This is a genomic window from Salegentibacter sp. UBA1130 (genome assembly GCF_002311535.1).
GTDB lineage: Bacteria > Bacteroidota > Bacteroidia > Flavobacteriales > Flavobacteriaceae > Salegentibacter > Salegentibacter agarivorans.
The window spans coordinates 233,158-258,258 of sequence record NZ_DCAP01000020.1 but is presented as its reverse complement, the minus strand read 5'-3'; the positions used below and the strand labels follow the sequence as shown (position 1 = coordinate 258,258).

Genomic DNA, 25,101 nt, shown 5'->3' with positions numbered 1-25,101 from the left:
TTAACACAAAAGGAATGAGAAACAAACTAACAATTATGGCCTTGCTGGCATTTTTCCAGATTACTGGAGTGCTGGCCCAACAAACTGAAGTGACCGGTACGGTTACTGTGGCCAGTGATGGAATGCCTTTGCCAGGGGTAAACGTTTTGGTAAAGGGAACTAATGACGGAACGGTAACTGATATGGATGGGAATTATGCTATTGAAGTTGCTGCAGATGCAGTGCTGGTATTTTCTTCCCTAGGTTTTGAAAACCAGGAACAAGCCATAGAAGGCCGTAGTGTAATTAATGTTGCTATGATCGAAGACATGGAGGGTCTTGATGAAGTAGTAGTAACTTCCCTGGGAATAGAAAGAGAGAAGAAAGCACTGGGTTATGCTGTACAGGAAATACAGGGTGAAGATATTACGAAAACTAATCAGCCTAATATTGTAAGCGCACTGCAAGGACAAACTGCAGGGGTGCAAATTACTAATTCAGGTGGTGCTCCAGGGCAGAGTGCAAGAATAATTATTCGGGGTGTAAACTCTTTAGATCCAAATGCCGATAACCAGCCGTTATTTGTAATTGATGGGGTTCCGGTAGATAACTCTACTACCGAAAGCGGTAGTACACCTCGTGGTTTATCTAACCGTGCTGCAGATATTAACCCGAACGATATAGAATCTATGAACGTACTAAAAGGTGCTGCCGCTACAGCACTTTATGGGGTTAGGGCTGCAAATGGAGCCGTAATTATTACCACTAAAAAAGGTAAAGCAGGAGATGTAAGAATAAATGTAAACAGCTCTATTGGTTTTGAAGAAGTAAATCAATATCCAGAAATTCAGGATGTGTATGGCCAGGGATTTGGTGGCGTTTACGATCCTAATTCTTTTTGGCCAAACTGGGGTCCTTCCATAGATGAAATTAGAGAAATAGATCCTGATGCTCAAATAAATGATATTTGGAGAGATGCCATGAGAACTGGAGTTCAAATAGATAATTCTTTTAATATTTCAGGCGGTAATGAAAAAGCTAATTTTTACGCTTCACTTAATAATTTAGATCAGGAAGGGATTATTCCTTTTAGTGACTGGGGAAGAACTTCTGCAAGATTAAATGGAGAGTTGAAATTTAGTGACCAGTTTAAGGTTGCCGGTAATATGAGTTATACAATTTCCGGTGGTAACCGGGTGCCACACGATAGATTTATGGAACGTATGGTTTATAATACTCCTATGCAGGATATAAATGATTATATAAATGAAGATGGTACTATGAAAAGTATAGGAACCAATACCAATCCTATTTACGATGCACGTTTTAGTACTTTTGAAGACGAAGTAAACCGTATAATTGGTAACCTTAATTTTACTTACAGTCCGTTTGAATGGATGGATGTTAATTACCTAATTGGTACCGATTTCTATACAGATTCCCGAACAGAAATTACGCCGGGGCCATTAGGAATTGAAGGTGAAGTTCCTTTAAGTTCGCAAGGGTTTATAACTGAAACCAGGATAGATAGTAGAGATATAAACTCTAACCTTTTTATTACGCTAAAAAAACAATGGGACGATAAATGGAACACTACTTTACGTGTTGGTAACGATGTTTTTGAACGTGATTATGAAAGAGTAGATGCTACCGGGGAGAATTTTGTAATTCCTCAATTTTATGACCTTAGTTACGCAAGCCAGATTTCAAACTCACAAGATAAGCGTAAGAAAAGGCTGGTGGGGTTATATGGAGACCTTATGGTAGATTATGATGATATGTTATTCTTAAATATTACTGCGAGAAACGACTGGACATCAACTTTACCACAAGGGAATAATTCATTCTTTTATCCATCTGTAAACTTAGGTTTTGCATTTACTGAAGCTTTTGAAATGCCAGAAGTACTTTCTTATGGTAAACTTAGAGCTTCTTATGCTGAAGTGGGTAAAGACACCGATCCTTATAGAATAGGTCAAACCTATACTTCACCGGGTATTTTCCCTTTAGGCGGGGAAGTTGGTTTTACTAGATTTAGCCAATTTGGTGATCTTGGCCTAAAACCTGAAAGAACTACTTCTATAGAATTAGGTACAGATCTTAGATTCTTCGGAAACCGTTTGGGAATTGATTTTACCTGGTATAAGTCTAATAGTAAAGATCAAATTATTCCTGTTCCTGTTTCTGAATCATCAGGATTTTCTACTTTCATAACCAACGCCGGGGAAATAGAAAACCAGGGTGTTGAATTCATAATTACCGGGAATCCTATTAGAACCGAAGATTTTACCTGGAATGTTACTTTGAACGCTGCATATAACCAAAACGAAGTTGTAAGCATTAGAGAAGGTATTGAGCAAATTCAGGTGGGAAGCCAATATGGCTACGCTGGTAGTACCGTAACTATGCAACTTATAGAAGGAGAGGCGTATGGTAATATATTTGGAAGTAGTTATGAAAGATATGGAGCCGATGCAAATAACCTTTTCTTAAATGAAGATTTACCTAAGGTAATTGGGGAAAATGGTTTTCCGGTTAGAAATGGTAATCAGTTAATCTTAGGAAATACCACCCCAAAATGGATTGGTGGTTTAAAAAATGATTTCACCTATAAGAATTTTGACCTTTCTTTCCTTATTGATTTTAGAACCGGTTTAGAACAATATAGCCAATACGATAACTTTTTCTCTGCTTTTGGTATAGCTGAATATACTTTAGATAGAAACGAAACCCGGGTTTTTGAAGGCGTACTTGCCGATGGAACGCCCAATACTCAAGAAGTTTGGTTAGGCCAGGGTGAAGGTCCTGATGGTAGGGATTATGGCGCAGGTTACTATAGAAATAATTATCGTACGGTTAGTGAAAACTTTGTGCACGATGCTTCTTTTATTAAACTACGTAACATTTCCCTTGGGTATAATTTTGGAGATAACGTGTTAGATGCTATTTCTTTCCTTGAAACCGCGAGAGTATCGGTAGCTGCTAATAATATCATCCTTTACACACCCTGGGATGGTTTTGATCCCGAATCTTTTAGTGCCGGTGCCGGTGGGAATGCTACAGGCTTTACAGGACTTGGATATCCGGGCGTGCAAAGCTTGTTTTTTACACTTAACTTAGGTTTATAAAAAATATTGAATATGAAAATTTTAAGAAAAACATATAGTTTTATAGCAATCGCCGGGCTGTTTCTCACATTTACAGCCTGTGAGGATTACCTGGATATAAATGAGAATCCAAATAACCCTACTACTGCTCCTTTGAGCGGATTGATGGTGAATTCTACATTTGAAACTGCTCAAAATACATTTAGAATTGGAAATACAACTTCCAACTATGTACAGTATTTGGCGTCCCCCAACCAGGGAAGTGCCTCTGATGTTATGGATGAACTTAGTTTTAATACCACCTGGTCTTCTTTGTATAATGTAATGACCGATCTTAATGATATGATTCTGGAAGCTAACGAAACAGGCGCTTCCCATTACGAAGGTGCTGGCCAGATTCTAATGGCATTGAATTTAGCCATGACCGTGGATGCTTTTGGAGATGCTCCGTTTAGCGAAAGTTTCAATTTTGAAACCATCACTCCGGCTTACGATGATGATGCAGCTTTGTATAATAGGGTTTTTGAATTACTTGATAATGGAATAGCAAACCTATCGCAAGAAACAGATTTACCCATAGGTTCAGATGATTATATCTATAATGGAGATGCAGATCAATGGATTAAGTTTGGAAATATGCTAAAGGCGCGTTATGCTAATCACTTAAGTAAAACCGATCAATATAATCCTACCGAAATTTTGGCAGCGATTGATGCAGGTTTTGAAAGTAATGAAGATAATGCCGAGGTAGAATATTTTGAAGAAGAATTCAATCCCTGGGCGAATGTGGCTATTAATAACGAAAACCTAATCCTGGGCGGCTGGATTTCTGAACAATTTGTAGAAGCTACCGATGGTACCACCTTTGGTGTAGAAGATCCCCGTTTGCCGTATATGATCGGAACTACTGACGATGGAGAGTATATTGGAGTTCCAAATGGAGAAGGCCGCGGTAGTGCAGCCGAATCTGGTGAGCGTTCTACGCTGGTTCCGGGAGACTTTTATACTTCAGAACAGTCTCCTGTATTAATCGCTACCTACGCAGAACAAAAATTTATTGAAGCCGAAGCAGCTTTTGAAATAGATAAAACACGTTCTTATAATGCCTATCTTGAAGGAATAAGAGCGCATATGAGAATGTTGGGTGTAGAACAATCAAAGATAGATGCCTATGTAAATAGCTCGGCAGTAAGTGTAGGGGAAGATAATTTCACCATAGATCATATTTTTAAAGAAAAATGGGTGGCTATGTTCTTACATCCAGAAGCCTGGGTAGATGCCAGAAGACATGATTATGATTATGAGAATTTTGATCTTCCGGCCAACTTAAACCCAGATCTTAATGGGCAGTTTATTAGAAGATTGCGTTATCCCGATTCTGAAATTGGAAGAAACGGTAGCAATGTTCCAGATGTAACTTTATTAGACAGAATTTTTTGGGACGAATAATCCCTAATTAAAACAATAATTTCAAATCTCCCGGCTTGCCCGGGAGATTTTGGTTTTAAATACTTATAAAATGAGGTATATAATTATAATCTTCACCCTTTTCCTGTTTAGTTGTAAAAGTGCAGATGTTTCAGAAAGGATTATTGATCGTCCAATCATTTTTAATGAAGAACGAAAAGAATTTAGCTTAGAATATCTAAAGGAACGCTACAATTTAGAACAATCTTCTCCAGAAATTACTCCAAAAATGATTGTCTTACACTGGACCGCTATTCCAGATTTAGAAAGTTCTTTTAGAGCATTTAATCCTGTTAAATTACCGGGTGCTAGAGAAGATATTCAGCAAGCCGGTGCTTTAAATGTTTCCGCCCATTTTCTGGTAGACCGTGATGGAACAATTTACCGGTTAATGCCGGAAACTACTATGGCCAGGCACGTAATTGGATTAAACCATGTCGCGATTGGGGTAGAAAATGTTGGCGGCACAAGAGAAACTCCGCTTACCAAAGCTCAACTTAAAGCTAATATTGATTTAGTGAAATATTTAAATGAAAAATATGATATAGAATATTTGCTGGGGCATTACGAATATCCGCAGTTTGAAGGCCATGAGTTATGGCTGGAAAAAGACGAGGGCTACCGAACCCAAAAGACCGATCCTGGAAAAGATTTTATGCAAAAAGTACGTGAAAAAACTAAAAACCTTAATTTTAAACCGGTACCCAAAAATCCTTAAAATGAATTTTAAAAATATAAGCTTGCTGTTGTTTTTGTGCGGTTTTTTTAATGTTTCAGTCAGCTCTGCACAGGAAAAGGAACTTTATAAAGAATTGTATAATTCCTATGAAGATTTCAAGGAAGAATCTATTGAACAACGTCGATTTACACATTCTGAAATTCAAACTTTAATTGAGAAGTTTAAGGAAAAAGAGAATTTTGAAGTGGCAAAAGTTGGAGAATCTATTGAGGGCAGGCCACTTCAGTTAATTTCAAATGGTGAAGGTGAGGTAGACGTTTTTCTCTGGTCGCAAATGCACGGCGATGAATCTACAGCTACGATGGCTATTTTTGATATTCTTAATTTCCTGGATTCCGAAGCATTTTCAGAAGAAAAAGAGGAAATGTTGAAAAAGGTAAAACTTCATTTTTTACCAATGCTGAATCCTGATGGCGCTCAGCGTTTTCAGCGTAGAAATTTATTGGGAGTAGATATTAATCGCGATGCTCTACGTTTACAATCGCCAGAAAGTAAAACTTTAAAAAGAGTGCGGGATAGTCTGGATGCCGATTTTGGATTTAACCTTCACGATCAAAGCACTTATTATAATGCCGAAAGAACTCCAAAACCGGCAACTATTTCATATCTGGCTCCCGCTTATAATTATGAAAAATCTATAAATGATGTTCGGGCCGCGGCAATGCAGGTAATTGTTCAAATGAATAATATTCTTCAGGAATACGCTCCCGGCCAGGTTGGGCGATATAACGACGATTTCGAGCCGCGAGCTTTTGGCGATAATATTCAAAAATGGGGAACCAGCACTATTTTAATTGAATCTGGTGGCTACCCAAATGATCCCGAAAAGCAGGAGATTAGAAAGTTAAATTTCGTTTCAATTCTTGCTGCAGTTTTTTCTATTGCTGAAGAAGATTATAAAAATGCTGAGATATCTGAATACGAGAAAATACCGAATAATGACCGCAAACTTTTTGATCTTAAGCTCACCGGACTTACCTATGAGCTGTTAGGAAAAGAATATATATTAGATTTAGGAATTAATCAGCGAGAAGTTCAGGATGAAAACCTTGATTATTTTTACGATGCCTATATAGCAGACAGGGGCGATCTTTCTACGTTTTACGGTTATGAAGACCTGGATGCTTCGGGTTTTAAATTATTAGAAGGAAAAATTTATCCTGAAAGTTTTGAAAATTTAGCTGAGCTTCAGCAGGAAAATATTTCAGAAATACTTCGTAAAGGGTATGCTTATGTCGCTTTAAATGAACTTCCAGAAGAAGATTTTGCAGAAATTCCTATTAATATTGTTTCTAAAGAGTTTGAAATTTCAGAAAGTCTACAGCCTCATTTCTTCCTCGAAAAAGATGGGGAATTAGAATACGCGGTTATTAACGGATTTTTGATAGACCTTTCCGAAGAAAAATTCCAGGTAGAAAATGCGCTTATTTTAGATTAGAAAGTAATTCAGCCATAAGCACAGCTTAAAAATAAGAGATTACGTATCTTTGCAGGCTATGATTACAGAAGAGACTAAGGCATTGGTAGACGATGGGATTATGCTTCCGCTTATGGAAGAATTTTACACCATCCAGGGAGAGGGATTTCATAAAGGAACGGCCGCTTATTTTATTAGAATTGGAGGTTGTGATGTAGGATGCCACTGGTGTGACGTGAAAGAGAGCTGGGACCCAAATATTCACCCGCCAACGCATATTGGGGAGATTGTTGAAAAAGCAGTTGCAAGTAGCAAAACCATTGTGATTACAGGTGGAGAACCATTAACCTGGGATATGACGAGGCTTACCGGCGCTTTAAAAGCTAAAGGTTGTGATATTCATATAGAAACTTCTGGAGCTTATAAACTAACCGGCCAATGGGATTGGATTTGTTTATCGCCCAAGAAAATAAAATTACCTACCGAAGAAATTTATCCGCTGGCCCACGAGCTTAAAGTGATTATTTTTAACAAACACGATTTCAAGTTTGCTGAGGAGCAGGCTGAAAAAGTGAGCGAAAATTGTATTCTTTATCTGCAACCAGAGTGGAGTAATAGAGATAAAATGATGCCACTTATTGTAGACTTTGTGATGAAACACCCGAAGTGGAAGGTTTCACTACAAACCCATAAATATCTTAATATTCCATAAAAAAACGGCTGTTTATAAATCAAACAGCCGTTTTTAGTAAAAATTGTATTTAATATTATCCAGCGGGAGAGAAAGGCACTTTAATATATTTATCGGCCCAACCCATTAATAGGTTTGCTCCTGCGTCCCCTTCTTTCTGCTCTATGGCCATAGAGAAATTCTCAATTTTCTGGCTGGAATTTCTTACAGGCACTTTAATTCTTACGTAGTCTTGTTTGTCGGTATATTCATAAGCTCCCCAGGTATGCGTGGATTGATTTAGGATAACAGTCCACTCTTTTTCGTCTGGAATAGTGTATAAAGTATAAGTACCTGCCTTTACAGTTTCACCACCAATTTCCATGTCTTTGTAAAAAGTGATTTCGGTAGCTTCGTTAGCACCGGTTCTCCAAACTTCTCCGTAAGGCACCAGTTTACCAAAAATTTCGCGATCCCGGGTTTGAGGTCGGCTGTAAATTACCCGCATAATTACCTCGTCTTTTTGATCGCGATGTATAATCATATCCATTGGGCTGGTATCTAATTTCGGAAAATTAGGTCCGTTGGTATTTTCTGTTTCCTGGGCGTTTAAATCTTGGAATCCCAAAAATCCAATTAAACATAGCGTAGTTAAAAGTATTTTCTTCATTGTGTTAGATTTTTAAGGTTAAAGATAGTTTACTGTTATTTCTTAAGGTGTTAAAGATTTATTTAGTTGCTGTTAAATTATTGAGTTTTTACAGATGTAAAGTTTGAAAGTTTTTTAGGTATAATTTACTTACTTCTGAATCCTAATTTTCCAAAAATTATTTTCAGATTATACCAATATACTAATTTGTGTTTACATAATGTATTCTCTGGCGCATATTTGAATGGAATTAATAATGCAAATGTTATGTGTGGAATTTTAGCAGTAATCGGAAAACGATTATCAGAAGAAAAGATTGGCGGGCTATCAAAAAGAATGTCGCACCGCGGTCCAGATGAAAGTGATGTGCATGTAACCGAAGAAGGGTATGTTAAGTCACGAAAGATTGTCTATTGTAGATCTTGAAACCGGAAAACAACCTATCCAGGGTACTTCACTGCCTGGATGATTCACAACGGCGAGATTTATAACCACCAGGCATTGCGAAATAATGAATTGAAACATCATACTTTTAGAACCACAGGAGATTCAGAAGTAATTGTCCATTTATATGAAGAATTCGGTGTAGATTTTCTTAATAAATTAGATGGCGTATTTTCTTTTGTAGTGGTAGATGGTAAAGATTTTATCGTAGCAAGAGATCCAATTGGGGTAAAGCCACTTTACTACGGAACAGATGATGAAGGTTCTATTTGGTTTGCCAGTGAAATGAAAACTTTGGTTGATCAATGTAGTAGTTTTGCAGCTTTTCCTCCCGGGCATTATTACACGCCTGAAACTGGTTTTGTAGAGTATTACACGCCAGATTGGTTTGATTATAAAAAAGCAACGAAGGAATTAGATCTTTCAAAAATAAGAGAAAGTTTAATTGAAGCCACCCGTAAAAGATTAATGGCCGATGTTCCCCTGGGAGTTTTATTAAGCGGAGGTTTGGATTCTTCTTTAACCTCTTCTATCGCAGCAAGATTAATGAAAGACAGCGGCCAAAAATTACATTCTTTTTCAATAGGTTTAGATGAAACCGCGCCAGATTTAGTTGCAGCAAGAAAAGTTGCTAAATTTCTGGGCACCGAGCATAGCGAATTTCATTTTACCGTAGAAGAAGGAATTGATATCCTTAAAAAACTGGTATGGCATTTAGAAACTTATGATGTTACTTCTATAAGGGCTAGCACCCCAATGTATTTTCTTTCAAAAGGAATTAAGGAGAAAGGCGTAAAAGTTGTTTTAAGTGGGGAAGGAGCCGATGAGATCTTTGGAGGTTACCTTTACTTTAAAAACGCACCTACGGCTGATGATTTTCAGAAGGAAACTATAAGAAGAGTGCAAAGATTGGCTACTGCAGATTGCCTAAGAGCAGATAAATCTACAATGGCCCACGGGCTGGAAGCAAGGGTTCCATTTTTAGATAAAGCATTCTTAAAAACAGCAATGGAAACTGAAGCTGTGCATAAACTGCCAAAAACCTATGATGGCGTTGAGAAATATATTCTTAGAAAAGCTTTTGATACTCCAGAGCAGCCATTTTTACCAGACGAGGTTTTATGGCGGCAAAAGGAACAATTTAGTGATGGTGTTGGTTACAGCTGGATAGACGAGTTGATTGCCTACGCTTCAGCCAAAGTTAGTGATGAGCAAATAGCAAAGGCTTCAGAGAAGTATCCTTACAACACACCGGCTACTAAAGAAGCATATTTCTATAGAGAAATATTCCACAGTCATTTCCCGCAGGAAAATGCTGCAAAAACAGTAAAAAGATGGATTCCGAAATGGCAGGAAGACCTTGATCCAAGCGGAAGAGCAAACACTTCTCACGTAGCAACAAATGCTAAAAAACAGCTTGAGGAATTAGCCCAAATATAGAGTAAACAATCGTGTGGTTTGTTATGCCCGAAATGCAGCTTTTATTTTGCTGTATTTTGGGCTTTTTTTTGCACAAATTGTTAATAACTTAAAACCCTTGTCAAGCTTCTTAGCCTATTAAAAATGTGCGTTTTGTTATATTTGTTCGTTATTCAAAATAGACGAATTTAATTAGCAAAATATATGAGCGAAGAACCCAAAAAACACAGTTATTCGGCCGATAGTATCCAGGCTTTAGAAGGTATGGAGCACGTACGCCTTAGGCCTTCAATGTATATTGGGGATACCGGTGTAAGAGGTTTGCACCATTTGGTGTACGAGGTGGTAGATAACTCTATAGATGAGGCTATGGCCGGCCATTGTGATACAATTAAAGTAACCATTAACGAAGACGGTTCTGTAACCACCGAGGATAACGGAAGGGGAATTCCAATAGACCTTCACAAGAAGGAAGGCGTTTCTGCCCTACAAGTGGTAATGACAAAAATTGGTGCCGGGGGTAAATTCGATAAAGATTCTTATAAAGTTTCCGGTGGTTTACACGGGGTTGGGGTTAGTTGTGTTAACGCACTGTCTACTTCTCTAAAAGCAACGGTTTACCGTGACGGACAAATTTGGGAACAAGAGTATGAAATAGGAAAACCGCTTTACCCGGTTAAGCCTGTTGGTGAAACCGATCTAAATGGAACGGTGATTACTTTTAAGCCCGATTCCAGTATTTTTCAGCAGAGCGTAGATTACAGCTATGAGACTTTGTCTAGCAGAATGCGTGAGTTAGCTTTCCTTAATAAGGGAATTCAAATTACACTTACCGATAAGCGTGAGGTTAATGAAAAAGGAGAATATCTTTCTGAGAGATTTTATTCTGAAGAAGGATTAAAAGAATTTATAAAATTCCTTGATGGGAACCGTGAGCCAATTATTGCGGATGTGATCGCGATGGAAGGTGAGAAGAACGATATCCCGGTTGAGGTTGCTATGGTTTACAATACTTCGTTCAATGAAAATCTTCATTCTTACGTAAATAATATCAATACCCACGAAGGAGGTACGCATTTATCTGGTTTTAGACGTGGTTTAACCACTACGCTTAAAAAATATGCCGATGCTTCTGGAATGTTGGATAAGCTGAAATTTGAAATCGTTGGAGATGATTTTCGTGAAGGTCTAACTGCGATAATTTCAGTAAAAGTTGCCGAGCCTCAATTTGAAGGACAAACAAAAACAAAACTTGGGAACAGGGAGGTAACTTCGGCGGTTTCTCAGGCGGTTTCAGAAATGCTTGAAAATTACCTGGAAGAAAACCCGAATGATGCCAAAACCATTATTCAAAAAGTAATTCTTGCGGCCCAGGCTAGAAATGCAGCCAAGAAAGCGCGAGATATGGTTCAACGTAAAACCGCAATGAGTATTGGCGGTTTGCCCGGGAAATTATCTGACTGTTCTGAGCAGGATCCTACTCAAAGTGAAGTGTTCCTTGTTGAGGGTGACTCTGCAGGTGGTACAGCCAAACAAGGTAGAGATCGTAGATTCCAGGCTATTCTTCCGTTAAGAGGGAAAATTCTGAATGTTGAAAAAGCGATGACGCATCGTGTTTTTGATAACGAAGAGATAAAAAATATTTACACTGCTCTTGGGGTTACTATTGGTACTGAGGAAGATAGTAAAGCTCTGAATACCGATAAATTAAGATATCATAAAGTAGTGATAATGTGTGATGCCGATGTAGATGGTAGTCACATTGAAACGCTTATTTTAACTTTCTTCTATAGATATATGAAAGAATTAATAGAAGGAGGTCATATTTATATTGCAACTCCACCTTTATATTTGGTTAAAAAGGGTAGCAGAAAACGCTATGCCTGGAGTGAAGAAGAACGTGATGAGATTGCTGAAAGTTACAGCGGTGGCGTACAAATTCAACGTTATAAAGGTCTTGGTGAGATGAATGCTGAGCAACTTTGGGATACTACTATGGATCCTGAAAGACGTAAACTTAGACAGGTAAATATTGATAATAGTAGTGAAGCCGATAGAATTTTCTCTATGCTTATGGGAGATGAGGTGCCGCCAAGACGTGAATTTATTGAGAAGAATGCTAAATATGCTAATATTGATGCATAATTGAGAATATTTTGAAAAGGAAAACCCGTAAGTGAGCTTACGGGTTTTTTTATGATTTTTTTAAACTTGTTTTAGGAGTGCTTTTTTTATTATTTTTACCGCCTAACTTAACACCTACTTATTTTGAAATTTCAAGCTAAATACCTCATTCTATTTATTTTATTTTCAGTTAATTCCTACGCTCAGGAGGGCGATGTTACAAAATTCGCAAATGAGATGCTGTATATTGCGGATGAATTTGCAGGACCTGCAGCCGAAGGGGTTGCTTATCAGGCCGGGGCCGGTTGGTTTACTTCAGCAACTGCTTTAAAACCATGGAAAGTAGAGATTTCCTTTCAGGGAAATGCTTTATTTGTTCCTTCTAACAGGCAATCTTTTACAATATCAAATGGTGATCTTGCGGGTGTTCACGAGAGCGGTGGTCCAATTTTGAGTCTTAAAGGAGATGAAAGTAATGCTGTAGTACCTACAGCCTTTGGTGGAGAAACTGATGTTTATTTTGAAGGAACTTTATTAGGAGAATCTTTTGAATTTCAGGCTCTCGAAGGCGTGAATAAAAGTGTGGTAGCATATCCTTTTGTTCAGGCTAATGTAGGTTTACCTTATGAAACAGAATTTTCGGCAAGATTTTTACCTCAGTTAACTGTAGATGGAGTAGCTATCACAACTTATGGTGCTGGAGTAAAACATAATTTCTCGCAATATTTTAAATTTAATAATGAAGAAGACTTTCAAGCCGCTGCTATAATCGCTTACAGTAAATTTGATGTAGAGTATGAATTTAGTCCTGTAAATATAGATAACGTAGTAAACTTGAATTTGGTTAACGTAAACTCTAACCTATGGATGGCATCAGTTATGGGATCTAAATTGTACGGCGATAGTTTTGAAGTTTTTGGAGCTTTAGGAGTAACAAACTCAAGCTTTAATTACGCAATGGGCGGTTCGGGGGTTGCTTTAGGGCCAATTAATTCGGCACTACGCGGTTTAGATCAAAGTCAGGCGCAATTTAAAGCCGATTTAGGTTTTAATTTGTATTTCGACCGTTTTAAGATTAGTACAATGGCAACTGCCGGGAAGTTTTTTCATCTTAATGCCGGTATGCATTTCAGAATATAAAACCCATAGTTTTAACCATATCTTATAGTAATACTATATCAATATTCGTATTTTTGGAATCAAATATTAATCGATTTAAATAAAATATAAGATGAAAGTTACTATAGTAGGAGCAGGTGCCGTGGGTGCCAGTTGTGCAGAATATGTAGCCATTAAAGATTTTGCTTCAGAAGTGGTTTTACTCGATATTAAAGAAGGAGTAGCCGAAGGGAAAGCAATGGATTTAATGCAAACCGCAACCTTAAACGGTTTTGATACTAAAATTACAGGAACTACAAACGATTATTCTAAAACTGCAGGCAGTGATGTGGCAGTAATTACCAGTGGTATTCCGCGTAAACCGGGAATGACACGTGAGGAACTAATAGGAATAAACGCCGGGATCGTAAAAGAAGTTTCTTCAAACCTTATTAAGCATTCTCCAAATGTGACCTTAATCGTGGTAAGTAATCCTATGGATACTATGACTTACCTTGTGCATAAAACTACCGGACTTCCAAAGAACAAAATTATTGGAATGGGTGGAGCTTTAGATAGCGCCCGTTTTAAATATAGATTGAGTGAAGCTTTAGAATGCCCACCATCAGATGTTGATGGAATGGTAATTGGAGGTCACAGTGATACCGGGATGGTGCCACTTACAAGATTGGCAACAAGAAATTCGGTTCCTGTTTCAGCATTTTTATCTGAAGATCGTTTAAACCAGGTTTCAGAAGATACTAAAGTTGGTGGAGCAACCCTAACTAAGTTATTAGGAACCAGTGCCTGGTATGCACCTGGAGCTGCAGTTTCGGCTTTGGTTCAGGCTATTGCTTGCGATCAGAAAAAGATGTTCCCATGCTCGGCAATGTTAGAAGGAGAGTACGGATTAAATGATATTTGTATAGGTGTTCCTGCAATTCTTGGAAAAGACGGACTTGAGAAAATTGTTGAGATCGAGCTTGATGATACAGAGTCTAATAAAATTAAAGAAAGTGCAGAGGGTGTGAATAAAACCAATGCCCTATTAGAACTATAAGTAGTTTTAAACTTGAATATATGTTAAAAAAGGCCGCAGAATTTGCGGCCTTTTTTATGTTTAAAAGTTAAATTATTCAAAAAAAAATTGTTGGCATTTCATTTTTGAAACCCTATATTTGTCCGTTTTTAAAATCGACCTAATTAATTATAACTTAAGGAATAATGCAGAACAAAGGACTGATTAAGGTTTTTGCAATTTTATTTGGGCTGGTATGTATATATCAGTTGTCTTTTACTTTTATTACCAATAATGTAGAAAGTGAAGCTGAAGATTTTGCCAGGCAAAGAATTAGCGAAAATGTAGAAGATTACTCGGCGTTGAGAGATGCTGAAGAAGAAAGGTATCTGGATTCGGTAGCGAATAATGAGGTAATTGCCGGTATCACATACAGTGACGCGAAAGACAAGGAGCTAAATAAAGGCCTTGACCTTAAAGGAGGAATTAACGTAATTCTTCAAATTTCGGTTAAAGATATTCTTGCCGGACTAGCGAATAATACCGACGATCCTGCTTTTAACCAGGCCATTGCTGAAGCTGATGCAGCTGCAACAGATAGCCAGGACGATTATATTGATCTTTTCTTTGAAGCTTTTAATAGTATTCCAGATGCTAAACTGGCATCTCCAGATATTTTTGCTAATAAAACCTTAAGTGACGAGATTAATTTTGATATGTCTAATGACGAGGTTGAAACCGTTATTAGAAGAAAAGTTGATGAGTCTATTACTTCTGCTTTTGAAGTATTGAGAAAACGTATTGATAAGTTTGGGGTAACCCAACCAAATATTCAGCGTTTAGGAAATTCAGGAAGAATTCTTGTTGAATTACCAGGTGCCAAAGATATTAATCGTGTACAAGGTTTGCTGCAGAGTACTGCACAACTTGAATTCTGGCACGTATATAAAAATACTGAATTAGGGAACTTCCTTGCTCAGGCTAATAATGTTCTTAAAAACGTTGTAGATAAAGAAAGTGAGCAAGCAGAAACTCAAGCTGATACTACGGCTGCTGCCGATAGTGATATTGATGAACTTCTTGCTGAAAGTGAAGATACTACAGATGTAGCTACAGGAAACAATCCTTTATTTGAATTAGTGCAAAGTCCAGGCTTCCAGGGAGGTCCTGTAATTGCATATTTTTCTGTACAGGATACCGCAAAAGTTAATAACTACCTTGAAATGTCTCAGGTAAGATCTATTCTTCCTGCCGAGCAACGTTACGCTAAATTTGCCTGGGGAATCCCGGAAGATGAAGAAGGTGTAGTTGGTCTTTATGCATTAAAAGGAAACCGTAACATGGAGCCGCCTCTTAGTGGTGATGTGATTACAGATGCTCAACAAACTTATGACCAAATGGGTCGTGTTGCAGTATCTATGCAAATGGACGGAAGAGGAGCTAAGGTATGGGAAGAAATGACCGGTCAGGCTTCAACCCAACAGAGCAATATAGCTATTGTTTTAGATAATACTGTTTATTCGGCTCCAGGTGTTTCAACCGGGCCTATTTCAGGTGGAAGAAGTGAAATTAGTGGAGATTTTAGCATAACCGAAGGTCAGGATTTAGCCAACGTGCTTAGAGCTGGTAAACTTCCGGCTTCCGCAGATATTATCCAAAGTGAAATTGTTGGACCAAGTTTAGGTCAGGAAGCTATAGACAGCGGGATTTGGTCTTTCGGGATCGCCCTCGTTTTTGTATTGATATGGATGGTATTTTACTATGGTAAGGCCGGTCTTTTTGCCGATGTTGCCCTTGCTGTAAACATCTTATTTATCTTCGGAATTCTTGCCGGTTTAGGTGCCGTGTTAACATTACCTGGTATTGCCGGTATTGTATTAACTATTGGTATCTCGGTAGATGCAAACGTACTTATCTTTGAAAGAATCCGGGAAGAGCTTGCTAAAGGAAAAATGCAGAAAGATGCGATTAAAGATGGATTCAACAATGCACTTTCTTCAATTTTAGATGCCAACATTACTACCGGTTTAACTGGTTTTATTCTATTAATTTTAGGAACAGGACCAATTAAAGGTTTTGCTACTACTTTATTAATAGGTATCGCAACTTCGTTATTTACCGCAATTTTCATTACCAGGTTATTTATTGATGGTTATGGTAAAAACGGAAAATCTTTAGAATTCGCAACCGGCGCTACCAAAAACCTTTTCAGAAATGTAAAAATTGACTGGCTTGGGAAACGTAAGGTAGCTTATGTAATCTCCGGAATTTTAATTATTCTAAGTGTTGGTTCTTTATTAGTACAGGGATTAAACCAGGGGGTTGATTTTGTTGGAGGTAGAACTTACACTGTTCGTTTTGATCAGGATGTGAATCCTACCGATGTTGAACAGGATCTTATCGCTGAATTTGGAAGTGCCGAAGCAAAAACTTTCGGGCCAAATAATCAGCTAAAGATAACTACAAAATATAAAGTAGATGAAGAGAGCACTGAAGTAGATAACGAGATTCAACAATCTATGTTTGATGCTTTACAATCTTACCTTCCGCAGGATCTTACTTTTGATGAATTTACTACAGGTGGAGCTGGGAAAGATATTGGTATTATGCAGTCTATGAAAGTAGGTCCAACTATTGCCGATGATATTAAGAACGACTCTTTCTGGGCTATCTTAGGATCACTAGTGGTAATATTCCTTTATATCTTATTACGATTTAGAAAATGGCAGTTTAGTATTGGTGCCGTAGCCGCAGTAGCTCACGATGTTATTATTGTATTGGGTATTTTCTCTTTACTCTACAAAGTGATGCCATTTAGTATGGAAATTAACCAGGCATTTATCGCTGCAATCCTTACGGTAATTGGTTACTCATTAAACGATACCGTGGTTGTATTTGATAGGATTAGAGAATTTGTAAACGAGCATACCAGCTGGCCATTAGGCAGAACGGTAAACAGCGCTTTAGATAGTACTATTAGCCGTACGTTGAATACCTCGCTTACTACCTTGATCGTTTTACTTGCCATCTTCATTTTTGGTGGAGAGAGCATTAGAGGCTTTATGTTTGCCTTGATCATTGGTGTGATTGTAGGTACTTATTCCTCTTTATTTATCGCAACACCTGTTATGTTTGACAGTGTGACCGATAAATCTAAGATCGAAAAGAAGAAGAAAATTGAAGAAGATTCTGAAGCAACTACTGCTTAAGATTTCTTTGGAAATAGATAAACTAAAAAGCGCTCCAAATGGGGCGCTTTTTTTATGGCTTGGTTTTGTTGAAATGGGGTTTTTGATTGCATAAACCTTAACGCCTTGAAATTGGGAAATCCAATTGCAATTTTTTTATTCTAAAGTTCTAAATTAGAGAACTTTAATTATCTTTATTTTAGATTTTTTAAAATGAAGACTATAGTTTCAAAAAAGACATTGAGAGAATTCTGGGAAAAGCATTCTGAATCAGAGCAATATTTAAAGACCTGGCATGAAACAGCTAAAAGTTGCAATTGGAGTTCTCCAAATGATGCAAAGAAAACTTATATAAATGCTTGCATTTTAAAAGATAATAGAGTTGTTTTCAATATTAAAGGAAACTCATATAGATTAATTGTGAAATTCAACTATGAAAGACAGTGGGCCTTTATAAGATTTGTTGGAACACATGCAGAATATGATAAAATAGATGCTAACACAATTTAAAAATTAGAGCTATGAGAATTAAACCTTTAAAAAACCAAGAGGATTACGAGAAAGCTTTAGAAAGGCTAGACGTAATATTTGATGCTCCAACTGATTCTGAGGAGGGGGATGAAGCGGAGATCCTTTCTATGATGATTAATAATTACGAAAATGAACATTATCCAATTGATGCTCCTGATCCTATTGAAGCGATAAAAATCAGAATGGAAGAAATGAATCTAAAACAAAAAGATTTAGTTGGAGTTATTGGAGGAAAAAGTAGAGTTTCAGAAATCCTGAATAAAAAGAAAAGATTGACAGTAGATATGATTAGAGAGCTTGAAGGAATTCTACATATTTCTGCTTCTGTTTTAGTATCAAATTACCAGTTAACGAAATAAAAAACCTGCATAGAACAACGGTTCGCTACAAATAGGTGGCAGCGATAGGAAGAAAATAGTTAACTTGATGAAGAAACCAATATTAAGTCGACAAATCTGCGTTCCCTTACTCCCAACTGCCAATAACCGGGATCATTCAGTGATAGATCAAAACAAAAAACTACAAAAGATTATAAAAAATCCCTGTGCTAAACTAATTCAGTAAATGAAATATTTAGCTTTAAAACTGAATCTATCCTTTAAGTATTTATCTTATCACCAACTTCAATATTCCAGTGGTCGGCAAAACCAATTTATTACTTAAAATAAAAAATTTGCTTCTGATGTAAATATGGTGCAATTTTACATCAAAAGGAATTATTATGCCCAGACAAAGTATTTCATTTACAAAACCAAATGATGAATGGTTAAAATCTCAAATTGAGAGTCTGGAATATTCAAGTAAAAGTGAATTGATTAATGACCTGATAAGACAGGTCAGAAATCAGCAGGTTCAAATTGATTGGATTAAAAGTAAATTAGAAAAAGCAGAAGAAAGCGGATTTACAAATGATAGTAAAAAACAGATTTTAGCACAATCAAAGTCTTTACTTAATGAGTAAGTATAGGTTAAGTAATGTTGCTAAAGAAGATTTAATAAGAATTCATCAATTTGGAGTACAAAGGTTTGGAGTCACTCATGCAGATATCTGTTTCGAAATATTTTTTGAATATTTCGAATTAATCGCAGAGCAACCTTTCTCTTTCGAAGCAGTTGATTTCATAAAACCTGGGTATAGAAGATGTGTATGTGGCGTTGATAGTATCTATTATCGCATAGAAAACGATATTGTAGAAATTATGGCAATAATCGGAAAACAGGATTTAAGCAATATTTAATCTAAAAATCGTTAAGAAGTACACTTTTTCAGAAAACTACAACACAAATTTCGGGTTCGATAGAAATACTTCTAATTCAATAAATGAAATATTTAGCTTTAAAACCTAATCTACCCGCTCAAAATCTATTTTATCCCCAACTTCAATATTCCAGTCGTCTGCAAGTCCTGCGTTTAATTCAAGTACAAATTGAGCCGGTTCTCCAGAGGGTAGTGAAGTTTCATCTTGCGGTTGCGCATTCTTTTGGAAACTCACCGCAGTTCTATCTGAAGTGAAATATATAATATCTAAGGGGATATAGGTATTCTTCATATAAAAAGCCCTGGGCGCTTCATCATCGTAAATAAAAAGCATTCCCTGGTCGTCTTCCATACTCTCACGGTACATTAAACCCGTTTCTCTTTCGTAAGTATTATCGGCAATTTCAATATCAATTTGCTTTATTGTATCTCCGTTAGGTTTCAGCAAGGTTGCTTCGCCTTCTTTAGTGAAAGTTATTTCTTCGGTTTCAATAGGTTCTTCAACAGTATTATCATCCTTGCAGGAAGATAAGAATGAAACCGCTATAAGCGCTGATAAAATTATGGATTTACGTATCATACGGTTCTGGGTTTGGTAGGACGATACATAAAGTATAATCCGGCGATAATAAACGGAATACTAAGCCATTGCCCGGTATTTAATAACCAGGTGGTGCGTTCTTCTACCTGGGCTTCCTTTACAAATTCTACAAAGAATCTTACCGTCCAAAGTAAAACCAGGAACAAGCCAAAAAGATAGCCTACTTTATGGCGTTTTTCGGTTTTCCAGTATAAATACCATAGCAGGATAAAAATTAATAAATAACAAAAAGATTCATATAACTGTGCCGGATGCCTTGGAAAAGTTTCTCCTAAATTTGCGAAAATCACTCCATAATCTGAATTGGTGGGTTTTCCTATAATTTCAGAATTCATAAAATTTCCTATTCTTACAAAAATAGCCCCACTAGCTACCGGAATTACAATTCGGTCTAAAACCCAAAGTACGGGTTTGTCTAAAACGCGTTTACGGTAAAGGTACATTGCGATAATAATCCCAATAGCGGCACCGTGACTGGCCAAACCTCTAAAGCCGGTAAATTCAAATTCTGGTTCAAAACGAACCGGTAAGAATATTTCTAATAAATGATTTTGAAAATAATCCCAATCATAAAAAATAACGTGACCTAATCTCGCACCTATCAATGTGGCTAAAACCGTGTAAATAAAAAGCGAATCCAGTTTCTCTATCGAGACTTTTTCCCTTACAAAAATACTTTTCATAATGTACCAGCCCAGTCCAAAGGCTATCAAAAACATTAAACTGTAATAGTGAAGGGTGAAAAAACCTAAGTCTAAACCTTCTGAAGGGCTCCAGGTGATCGCGTTAAAAAGCATAAATTAAAATTGATTAGTAGGGTAAAGATACATATTTGCAAGTAGTTGCCCTATATTTTGGTTTCTGTTTTTTCAGGAACCGGGTCGTAGCCTTTTCCGCCCCACGGGTTGCAGCTAAAAATGCGTTTTAAGCTAAGCCAGCCACCTTTAAAAACACCAAAACGCTGTAAAGCGATTAGACTGTATTGCGAGCAGGTTGGATTATAACGGCAGGTTGCCGGTGTAAGCGGGGAAATAAAATTCTGGTAAAATTTCACCAACAGGATAAACGGATATGCTAACCATTTTTTAAGCATCGTTTTTCCTGTTTTATTAATTACTTAATAGTAAAAGTGGTACCTTCTTTTCCGTCTTTAAGCTGAATACCCATTTCCTGTAATTGATCTCTTATCTGGTCACTTAAAGCAAAATCTTTATTGTTTCTTGCTTCAGCACGCAGTTTTATAAGCAATTCTACGGTTGAAGAAAGCTTATCTGAAGTGTCATTATTTTCAGAAACTTTGTCTAAAAGGCCTAACACATCAAACATAAAAGCCGACATTGTTTTTTGCAATTCGTCTTTATCTTCTGAAGTGATCGTAGCAGCTTCTTCCTTGATGTTGTTGATCATCTTAACCGCATCAAAAAGTTTGGCGATTAAAATCGGGCTGTTAAAATCATCGTTCATCGCATCGTAGCAAGACTGTTTCCAGCTCTTAATATCTACGCTCGATTTATCTGAAACCGGAAGCTCATCTATAGCATGGTAAGCATCCATCAATCGGTTAAAACCTTTTTCACTGGCTTTTAATGCTTCATCTGAAAAATCCAGGATGCTACGGTAATTCGCCTGAAGCATAAAGAAGCGGGTCACATTCGGTGAAAATGGTTTATCTAAAACATCATTATTTCCAGAGAAAATTTCCTCGGGAAGAATATTATTGCCGGTACTTTTTGCCATTTTCTTCCCGTTTAAAGTAAGCATATTGGCGTGTAACCAATAATGAACGGGGTTTTTACCCGTAGCCGCTTCTCCCTGGGCAATTTCGCATTCGTGGTGTGGAAATTTTAGATCCATTCCGCCGCCGTGAATATCAAATTCTTCACCTAAATATTTTGTGCTCATCACGGTGCACTCTAAATGCCAGCCGGGAAAACCATCGCTCCAGGGTGAAGGCCAGCGCATAATATGCTGTGGTTCGGCTTTTTTCCAAAGCGCAAAATCCTGCGGATTCTTCTTGTCACTTTGTGCAGCAAGTTCGCGGGTGTTAGCAATCATATTGTCAATATCCCTTCCGCTTAGCTTACCATAATGATTGGTTTCATTGAATTTCTTTACATCAAAATAAACCGATCCGTTTACCTCGTAGGCAAATCCTTTTTCGATTATGGTTTTAATGATCTCAATTTGCTCAACGATATGGCCGGTAGCCGTAGGCTCTATACTCGGCGGCAGGTTATTGAATTTTTGCAGAATATTATGAAAATCTATGGTGTAGCGTTGTACCACTTCCATAGGTTCTATTTGTTCTAAACGTGCTTTTTTGGCAATTCTATCTTCCCCGCTATCGGCATCATTTTCAAGGTGACCGGCATCGGTAATATTTCTTACATATCTTACTTTATAGCCTAAATGTTTTAGGTAGCGAAAAACCAGATCAAAAGAGATAAAAGTTCGGCAATTACCTAAATGAACATTACTGTAAACAGTAGGGCCGCAAACATACATTCCAACGTTTCCTTCGTTTATGGGTTTAAAGACTTCCTTTTCCCCCGTCATAGAATTGTACATTTTCAAGCTTTGTTCCTGGTATAGCGCCATAGATAGTTAGTTGTTGGTTATTAAGAAATAGAATTTTTTAAAAAGTAGTGTCTAATTTTATATAGTCAAGGAATTCTCTTTTTACAGATTTTTCTTTGAAAGCTCCGCCAAATTCACTGGTTACGGTGCTACTGTCTATATCTCTAATTCCGCGGCTGTTTACACAGAGGTGCTTGGCATCAACAACACAAGCAACATCTGGAGTACCCAAAGCTTTTTGTAATTCCTGAACAATTTGCATCGTCATTCGCTCCTGTACCTGTGGTCTTTTTGCGAAATAATCTACAATTCGGTTCATTTTTGACAGTCCAATAACCCTACCTTTAGAAATATAGGCTACGTGGGCTTTTCCAACTATAGGAAGTAAATGGTGCTCACAGGTAGAATAAACGGTAATGTTCTTTTCTACCAGCATTTCGCCATATTTATACTTATTTTCAAAAGTAGATGCAATGGGTTTTTTTTCAGGATCTAATCCTGCAAAAATCTCATTTACAAACATTTTTGCCACACGTTGTGGAGTTCCTTTTAGGCTGTCATCTGTAAGATCCAGGCCTAAAGTTTCCATAATATGTTTTACATCTTTATTGATGAGCGCTACTTTTTCAATATCGCTCAATTCAAAAGCATCTTCACGAATAGGGGTTTCTGCACTGCTGCCTACGTGGGCATCTCCCTGCTCATCAATTTCATTCAAAATTTTATCTATTTTCATACCGTTTTTACAATAATAGTCGTAAACCGATTGTTTGGCTTGCAAAGATACATATTTAATAGGTTTTTATGTAATCATAAAAGCCGGGGTTTAAATAGATATTTGTTATTTTGTAACTTCTAGAACTTATTATGAAACAAGAAACCCTACTTCTTTTTTGTATAATTCTTCTTTACGGGAGTTTTAGCGTTTTTGGCCAGGGTAGTTCTTGTGAAAATCTAGATCCATTTTGCGCCGGAGACGAGGAGCTTGTTTTTCCTAATTCTAATACAACAAACAGTAATATTGTAAATGGGCAACCGGGACCAGATTATGGCTGTTTGCTTTCGCAACCTTATCCTGCCTGGTTTTATTTGCAGGTAGAAGAAACCGGAAATCTTCGATTTGATATTTCTCAATTTCAAAATGAAGATGGTGGCGGTTCTCAATACGATGTAGATTTTATTGTGTGGGGACCTTTTGACCGTACTGAAGATTATTGTACAGACGATTCTTTAAGCGAACTAAATATTGTAGACTGCAGTTACGAACCCGATACCGTAGAACAAATGTTTATCCCAAATGCTGAGGAAGGACAGGTTTACGTGGTTTTAATTACTAATTATGAAGAATTGCCCGGGTTTATAAGTTTACGGCAAACAAATTCAGATCAGGCTAATTCCGGTTCTACAGATTGTGGGATTTTAGACGAAGTGTTGGGGCCAGACAGGTTTCTATGTGGGCAAAATGAAACAACTTTAGATGCTACTACAGATGGGGTAGAGCGCTACGAATGGTTTAGGTTTGATAATACCACAAACAATTTCGAGATAATTGCTAATGAAGAAGATCCTACCTTAACCATAACAAATTCTGGACGTTATAAGGTGATTGTATATGAAAATATTACGGGACAGGCTGATGAAGATGAAATTGAAGTTACGTTTTATAGTGAGCCCGTTGCTAATACTCCAGAAGATCTTTACCTCTGTGATCCCAATCAAACCACTATAGATTTAAGCGCTGCCTCAGCCGAAATTCTGAATGGAAATTCCGCTGAAGAAAATTACAGGGTGAATTTTTATGAATCTATCCAGGAGCTTGAAGCTGAAAATCCTATTTCTAATCCCACTGCATTCCCGGTAGAAGAGTCCCGGGAAATTGTTGCTCAGGTAGAAGGAACCGAAAGCGGTTGTCTTTCAAACGAGGTTATTTTCAATGTAGAATTAACTTTTGTGCCGGAAAACTTTCTACCGGCAGAAAGCGTGATTTGTGTAGATGTAGACGGAACTGTGCTTGATCAACAAGGAATAGGCGAAGATTTAGGTACCGATTATACTTACGAGTGGATAGCCGGGGGGAATACTATTAGTACCGAAGCGGTTTTAAATTTCACTGAAACTCCCAATTTTAATAGTGTAAGTCTTATTGTAACCGATAATCACTCTGGCTGTTCTATAGAATTTAACACTACTTTACTTGTTTATTCCCGCCCCGAAACGGTTGAGGTAGAGATTGAAGGAAGTGATTTTACCGGCGGTTATATAATTAGTGCAGAAGCAACTCCTGGGCCAGGAAATGAAACCACTTTTGAATATAGTGCTGATAACGGTAATTGGCAGGAAAGTACAGTTTTTAGAAATTTAGACCCTGGAAATCATACCATTAGTGCCAGAGAAATTAATGGCTGTGGAATTACAACTTCTGAAGAATTCTACCTGGTTGGTTATCCGCGTTTTTTTACCCCAAATTCTGATGGGTATAACGATACCTGGAATATTGAAAATACCACTGAAATTCAGATTAAAAAACTCTATGTTTTTGACCGCTATGGGAAACTGATTAAAGAGTTAACTCCCGGAGGCGCAGGCTGGGACGGCACTTACAATGGTAGAACCTTGCCCGCAGACGATTATTGGTTTAGAGTTGAATTTGAAAAAGATGGTACCAACGATCATTTTGGCGCCAATTTTACACTGAAAAGATAATAAGTTGATAGAAAAATAAAAGAGCTCCTCACCTTTTTTCAAAGGGAGGTGGTCTCAGGTCGGAGGGGTGATTTTTAAAAATTTTATTTTAATTATTAAATGTTTAACCACC

The 25,101-nt window shown here is 37.3% G+C and carries 20 protein-coding genes and 1 pseudogene; 15 read left to right on the top strand and 6 right to left on the bottom strand.

The annotated features are described in order from the left end of the window. Nucleotides 1–14: 14 nt before the first annotated feature. The 5 genes from B4F31_RS06620 (at nucleotide 15) to B4F31_RS06600 (ending at nucleotide 7,421) form a co-directional block, all read left to right on the top strand. Nucleotides 15–3,107: a SusC/RagA family TonB-linked outer membrane protein gene (locus tag B4F31_RS06620; protein WP_075324892.1), complete on the top strand. Its 3,093-nt coding sequence runs from the start codon at nucleotides 15–17 to the stop codon at nucleotides 3,105–3,107. Nucleotides 3,108–3,119: 12 nt separating this feature from the next. Beyond that, nucleotides 3,120–4,535: a SusD/RagB family nutrient-binding outer membrane lipoprotein gene (locus B4F31_RS06615; protein WP_286760949.1), complete on the top strand. Its 1,416-nt coding sequence runs from the start codon at nucleotides 3,120–3,122 to the stop codon at nucleotides 4,533–4,535. A gap of 70 nt (nucleotides 4,536–4,605) precedes the next feature. Then, on the top strand, nucleotides 4,606–5,271 hold the full coding sequence (locus B4F31_RS06610) for a peptidoglycan recognition protein family protein (protein ID WP_286760948.1): 666 nt from the start codon (nucleotides 4,606–4,608) through the stop codon (nucleotides 5,269–5,271). Nucleotide 5,272: 1 nt separating this feature from the next. Further along, nucleotides 5,273–6,730: a M14 family metallopeptidase gene (locus B4F31_RS06605; protein ID WP_286760947.1), complete on the top strand. Its 1,458-nt coding sequence runs from the start codon at nucleotides 5,273–5,275 to the stop codon at nucleotides 6,728–6,730. Between the two features lie 58 nt (nucleotides 6,731–6,788). Next, a complete protein-coding gene (locus tag B4F31_RS06600) occupies nucleotides 6,789–7,421 on the top strand; it encodes a 7-carboxy-7-deazaguanine synthase QueE (protein WP_075324888.1) in 633 nt (210 codons plus the stop codon). Between the two features lie 55 nt (nucleotides 7,422–7,476). On the opposite strand, the gene B4F31_RS06595 is transcribed toward B4F31_RS06600, so the two are convergent. Next, a complete protein-coding gene (locus B4F31_RS06595) occupies nucleotides 7,477–8,049 on the bottom strand; it encodes a DUF2911 domain-containing protein (protein ID WP_093304286.1) in 573 nt (190 codons plus the stop codon). Nucleotides 8,050–8,295: 246 nt separating this feature from the next. On the opposite strand from B4F31_RS06595, the pseudogene asnB reads away from it, so the two are divergent. The 9 genes and pseudogenes from asnB (at nucleotide 8,296) to B4F31_RS06550 (ending at nucleotide 19,088) form a co-directional block, all read left to right on the top strand. Continuing rightward, nucleotides 8,296–9,912, top strand: a pseudogene (asnB, locus tag B4F31_RS06590) (asparagine synthase B). Nucleotides 9,913–10,095: 183 nt separating this feature from the next. Continuing rightward, entirely contained in the window at nucleotides 10,096–12,036 is a 1,941-nt protein-coding gene (gene gyrB, locus B4F31_RS06585) for a DNA topoisomerase (ATP-hydrolyzing) subunit B (RefSeq protein WP_075324885.1), read from the top strand. Between the two features lie 123 nt (nucleotides 12,037–12,159). Next, nucleotides 12,160–13,155, top strand: coding sequence for a DUF6588 family protein (locus tag B4F31_RS06580; protein WP_349675920.1), 996 nt, complete (start codon nucleotides 12,160–12,162; stop codon nucleotides 13,153–13,155). Between the two features lie 91 nt (nucleotides 13,156–13,246). After that, entirely contained in the window at nucleotides 13,247–14,173 is a 927-nt protein-coding gene (mdh, locus tag B4F31_RS06575) for a malate dehydrogenase (RefSeq protein ID WP_075324883.1), read from the top strand. A gap of 164 nt (nucleotides 14,174–14,337) precedes the next feature. Further along, the gene (secDF, locus tag B4F31_RS06570; protein ID WP_075324882.1) at nucleotides 14,338–17,340 is read left to right on the top strand and encodes a protein translocase subunit SecDF; all 3,003 of its coding nucleotides are present in this window, start codon (nucleotides 14,338–14,340) and stop codon (nucleotides 17,338–17,340) included. A gap of 192 nt (nucleotides 17,341–17,532) precedes the next feature. After that, nucleotides 17,533–17,829: a type II toxin-antitoxin system HigB family toxin gene (locus tag B4F31_RS06565; RefSeq protein WP_286760945.1), complete on the top strand. Its 297-nt coding sequence runs from the start codon at nucleotides 17,533–17,535 to the stop codon at nucleotides 17,827–17,829. Nucleotides 17,830–17,840: 11 nt separating this feature from the next. Beyond that, a complete protein-coding gene (locus B4F31_RS06560; protein WP_286760944.1) occupies nucleotides 17,841–18,209 on the top strand; it encodes a helix-turn-helix domain-containing protein in 369 nt (122 codons plus the stop codon). A 362-nt stretch (nucleotides 18,210–18,571) separates the two neighbouring features. Continuing rightward, nucleotides 18,572–18,811: a ribbon-helix-helix domain-containing protein gene (locus B4F31_RS06555; protein WP_093304303.1), complete on the top strand. Its 240-nt coding sequence runs from the start codon at nucleotides 18,572–18,574 to the stop codon at nucleotides 18,809–18,811. Further along, the gene (locus B4F31_RS06550; protein WP_093304306.1) at nucleotides 18,804–19,088 is read left to right on the top strand and encodes a type II toxin-antitoxin system RelE/ParE family toxin; all 285 of its coding nucleotides are present in this window, start codon (nucleotides 18,804–18,806) and stop codon (nucleotides 19,086–19,088) included. Before B4F31_RS06555 ends, B4F31_RS06550 begins: the two co-directional genes overlap by 8 nt. Before the next feature lie 105 nt (nucleotides 19,089–19,193). Here B4F31_RS06550 and B4F31_RS06545 read toward each other — a convergent pair whose 3' ends face one another. Genes B4F31_RS06545 through folE form a run of 5 tightly spaced genes read right to left on the bottom strand, consistent with a single transcriptional unit; the run spans nucleotide 19,194 to nucleotide 23,022 of the window. Beyond that, nucleotides 19,194–19,688 (bottom strand): DUF192 domain-containing protein, encoded by a 495-nt coding sequence (locus B4F31_RS06545; RefSeq protein WP_286760943.1) that lies wholly within the window; start codon nucleotides 19,686–19,688, stop codon nucleotides 19,194–19,196. Beyond that, complete coding sequence (gene lgt / locus B4F31_RS06540) at nucleotides 19,685–20,506, bottom strand: prolipoprotein diacylglyceryl transferase (RefSeq protein WP_075324877.1); 822 nt, start codon at nucleotides 20,504–20,506, stop codon at nucleotides 19,685–19,687. The genes B4F31_RS06545 and lgt overlap by 4 nt, the downstream gene beginning before the upstream one ends. Nucleotides 20,507–20,556: 50 nt before the next feature. Next, nucleotides 20,557–20,802 carry a membrane protein insertion efficiency factor YidD gene (yidD, locus tag B4F31_RS06535; protein ID WP_075324876.1) on the bottom strand — a complete coding sequence of 82 codons (246 nt, stop codon included), beginning with the start codon at nucleotides 20,800–20,802 and terminating at the stop codon, nucleotides 20,557–20,559. Between the two features lie 20 nt (nucleotides 20,803–20,822). Next, entirely contained in the window at nucleotides 20,823–22,307 is a 1,485-nt protein-coding gene (gene cysS / locus B4F31_RS06530) for a cysteine--tRNA ligase (protein ID WP_075324875.1), read from the bottom strand. 37 nt (nucleotides 22,308–22,344) lie between these two features. Beyond that, a complete protein-coding gene (folE, locus tag B4F31_RS06525) occupies nucleotides 22,345–23,022 on the bottom strand; it encodes a GTP cyclohydrolase I FolE (protein ID WP_075324874.1) in 678 nt (225 codons plus the stop codon). A gap of 131 nt (nucleotides 23,023–23,153) precedes the next feature. Here folE and B4F31_RS06520 point away from each other — a divergent pair, with 131 nt between their 5' ends. Then, nucleotides 23,154–24,989 (top strand): T9SS type B sorting domain-containing protein, encoded by a 1,836-nt coding sequence (locus tag B4F31_RS06520; protein ID WP_286760942.1) that lies wholly within the window; start codon nucleotides 23,154–23,156, stop codon nucleotides 24,987–24,989. Nucleotides 24,990–25,101: the final 112 nt, after the last annotated feature.

What these genes read in the sequence shown, in the direction of transcription:
- B4F31_RS06620 (WP_075324892.1), top strand. Translation starts at nt 15, where the DNA reads ATGAGAAACAAACTAACAATTATGGCCTTGCTGGCATTTTTCCAGATT.
- B4F31_RS06615 (WP_286760949.1), top strand. Translation starts at nt 3,120, where the DNA reads ATGAAAATTTTAAGAAAAACATATAGTTTTATAGCAATCGCCGGGCTG.
- B4F31_RS06610 (WP_286760948.1), top strand. Translation starts at nt 4,606, where the DNA reads ATGAGGTATATAATTATAATCTTCACCCTTTTCCTGTTTAGTTGTAAA.
- B4F31_RS06605 (WP_286760947.1), top strand. Translation starts at nt 5,273, where the DNA reads ATGAATTTTAAAAATATAAGCTTGCTGTTGTTTTTGTGCGGTTTTTTT.
- B4F31_RS06600 (WP_075324888.1), top strand. Translation starts at nt 6,789, where the DNA reads ATGATTACAGAAGAGACTAAGGCATTGGTAGACGATGGGATTATGCTT.
- B4F31_RS06595 (WP_093304286.1), bottom strand. Translation starts at nt 8,049, where the DNA reads ATGAAGAAAATACTTTTAACTACGCTATGTTTAATTGGATTTTTGGGA.
- gyrB (WP_075324885.1), top strand. Translation starts at nt 10,096, where the DNA reads ATGAGCGAAGAACCCAAAAAACACAGTTATTCGGCCGATAGTATCCAG.
- mdh (WP_075324883.1), top strand. Translation starts at nt 13,247, where the DNA reads ATGAAAGTTACTATAGTAGGAGCAGGTGCCGTGGGTGCCAGTTGTGCA.
- secDF (WP_075324882.1), top strand. Translation starts at nt 14,338, where the DNA reads ATGCAGAACAAAGGACTGATTAAGGTTTTTGCAATTTTATTTGGGCTG.
- B4F31_RS06565 (WP_286760945.1), top strand. Translation starts at nt 17,533, where the DNA reads ATGAAGACTATAGTTTCAAAAAAGACATTGAGAGAATTCTGGGAAAAG.
- B4F31_RS06560 (WP_286760944.1), top strand. Translation starts at nt 17,841, where the DNA reads ATGAGAATTAAACCTTTAAAAAACCAAGAGGATTACGAGAAAGCTTTA.
- B4F31_RS06555 (WP_093304303.1), top strand. Translation starts at nt 18,572, where the DNA reads ATGCCCAGACAAAGTATTTCATTTACAAAACCAAATGATGAATGGTTA.
- B4F31_RS06550 (WP_093304306.1), top strand. Translation starts at nt 18,804, where the DNA reads ATGAGTAAGTATAGGTTAAGTAATGTTGCTAAAGAAGATTTAATAAGA.
- B4F31_RS06545 (WP_286760943.1), bottom strand. Translation starts at nt 19,688, where the DNA reads ATGATACGTAAATCCATAATTTTATCAGCGCTTATAGCGGTTTCATTC.
- lgt (WP_075324877.1), bottom strand. Translation starts at nt 20,506, where the DNA reads ATGCTTTTTAACGCGATCACCTGGAGCCCTTCAGAAGGTTTAGACTTA.
- yidD (WP_075324876.1), bottom strand. Translation starts at nt 20,802, where the DNA reads ATGCTTAAAAAATGGTTAGCATATCCGTTTATCCTGTTGGTGAAATTT.
- cysS (WP_075324875.1), bottom strand. Translation starts at nt 22,307, where the DNA reads ATGGCGCTATACCAGGAACAAAGCTTGAAAATGTACAATTCTATGACG.
- folE (WP_075324874.1), bottom strand. Translation starts at nt 23,022, where the DNA reads ATGAAAATAGATAAAATTTTGAATGAAATTGATGAGCAGGGAGATGCC.
- B4F31_RS06520 (WP_286760942.1), top strand. Translation starts at nt 23,154, where the DNA reads ATGAAACAAGAAACCCTACTTCTTTTTTGTATAATTCTTCTTTACGGG.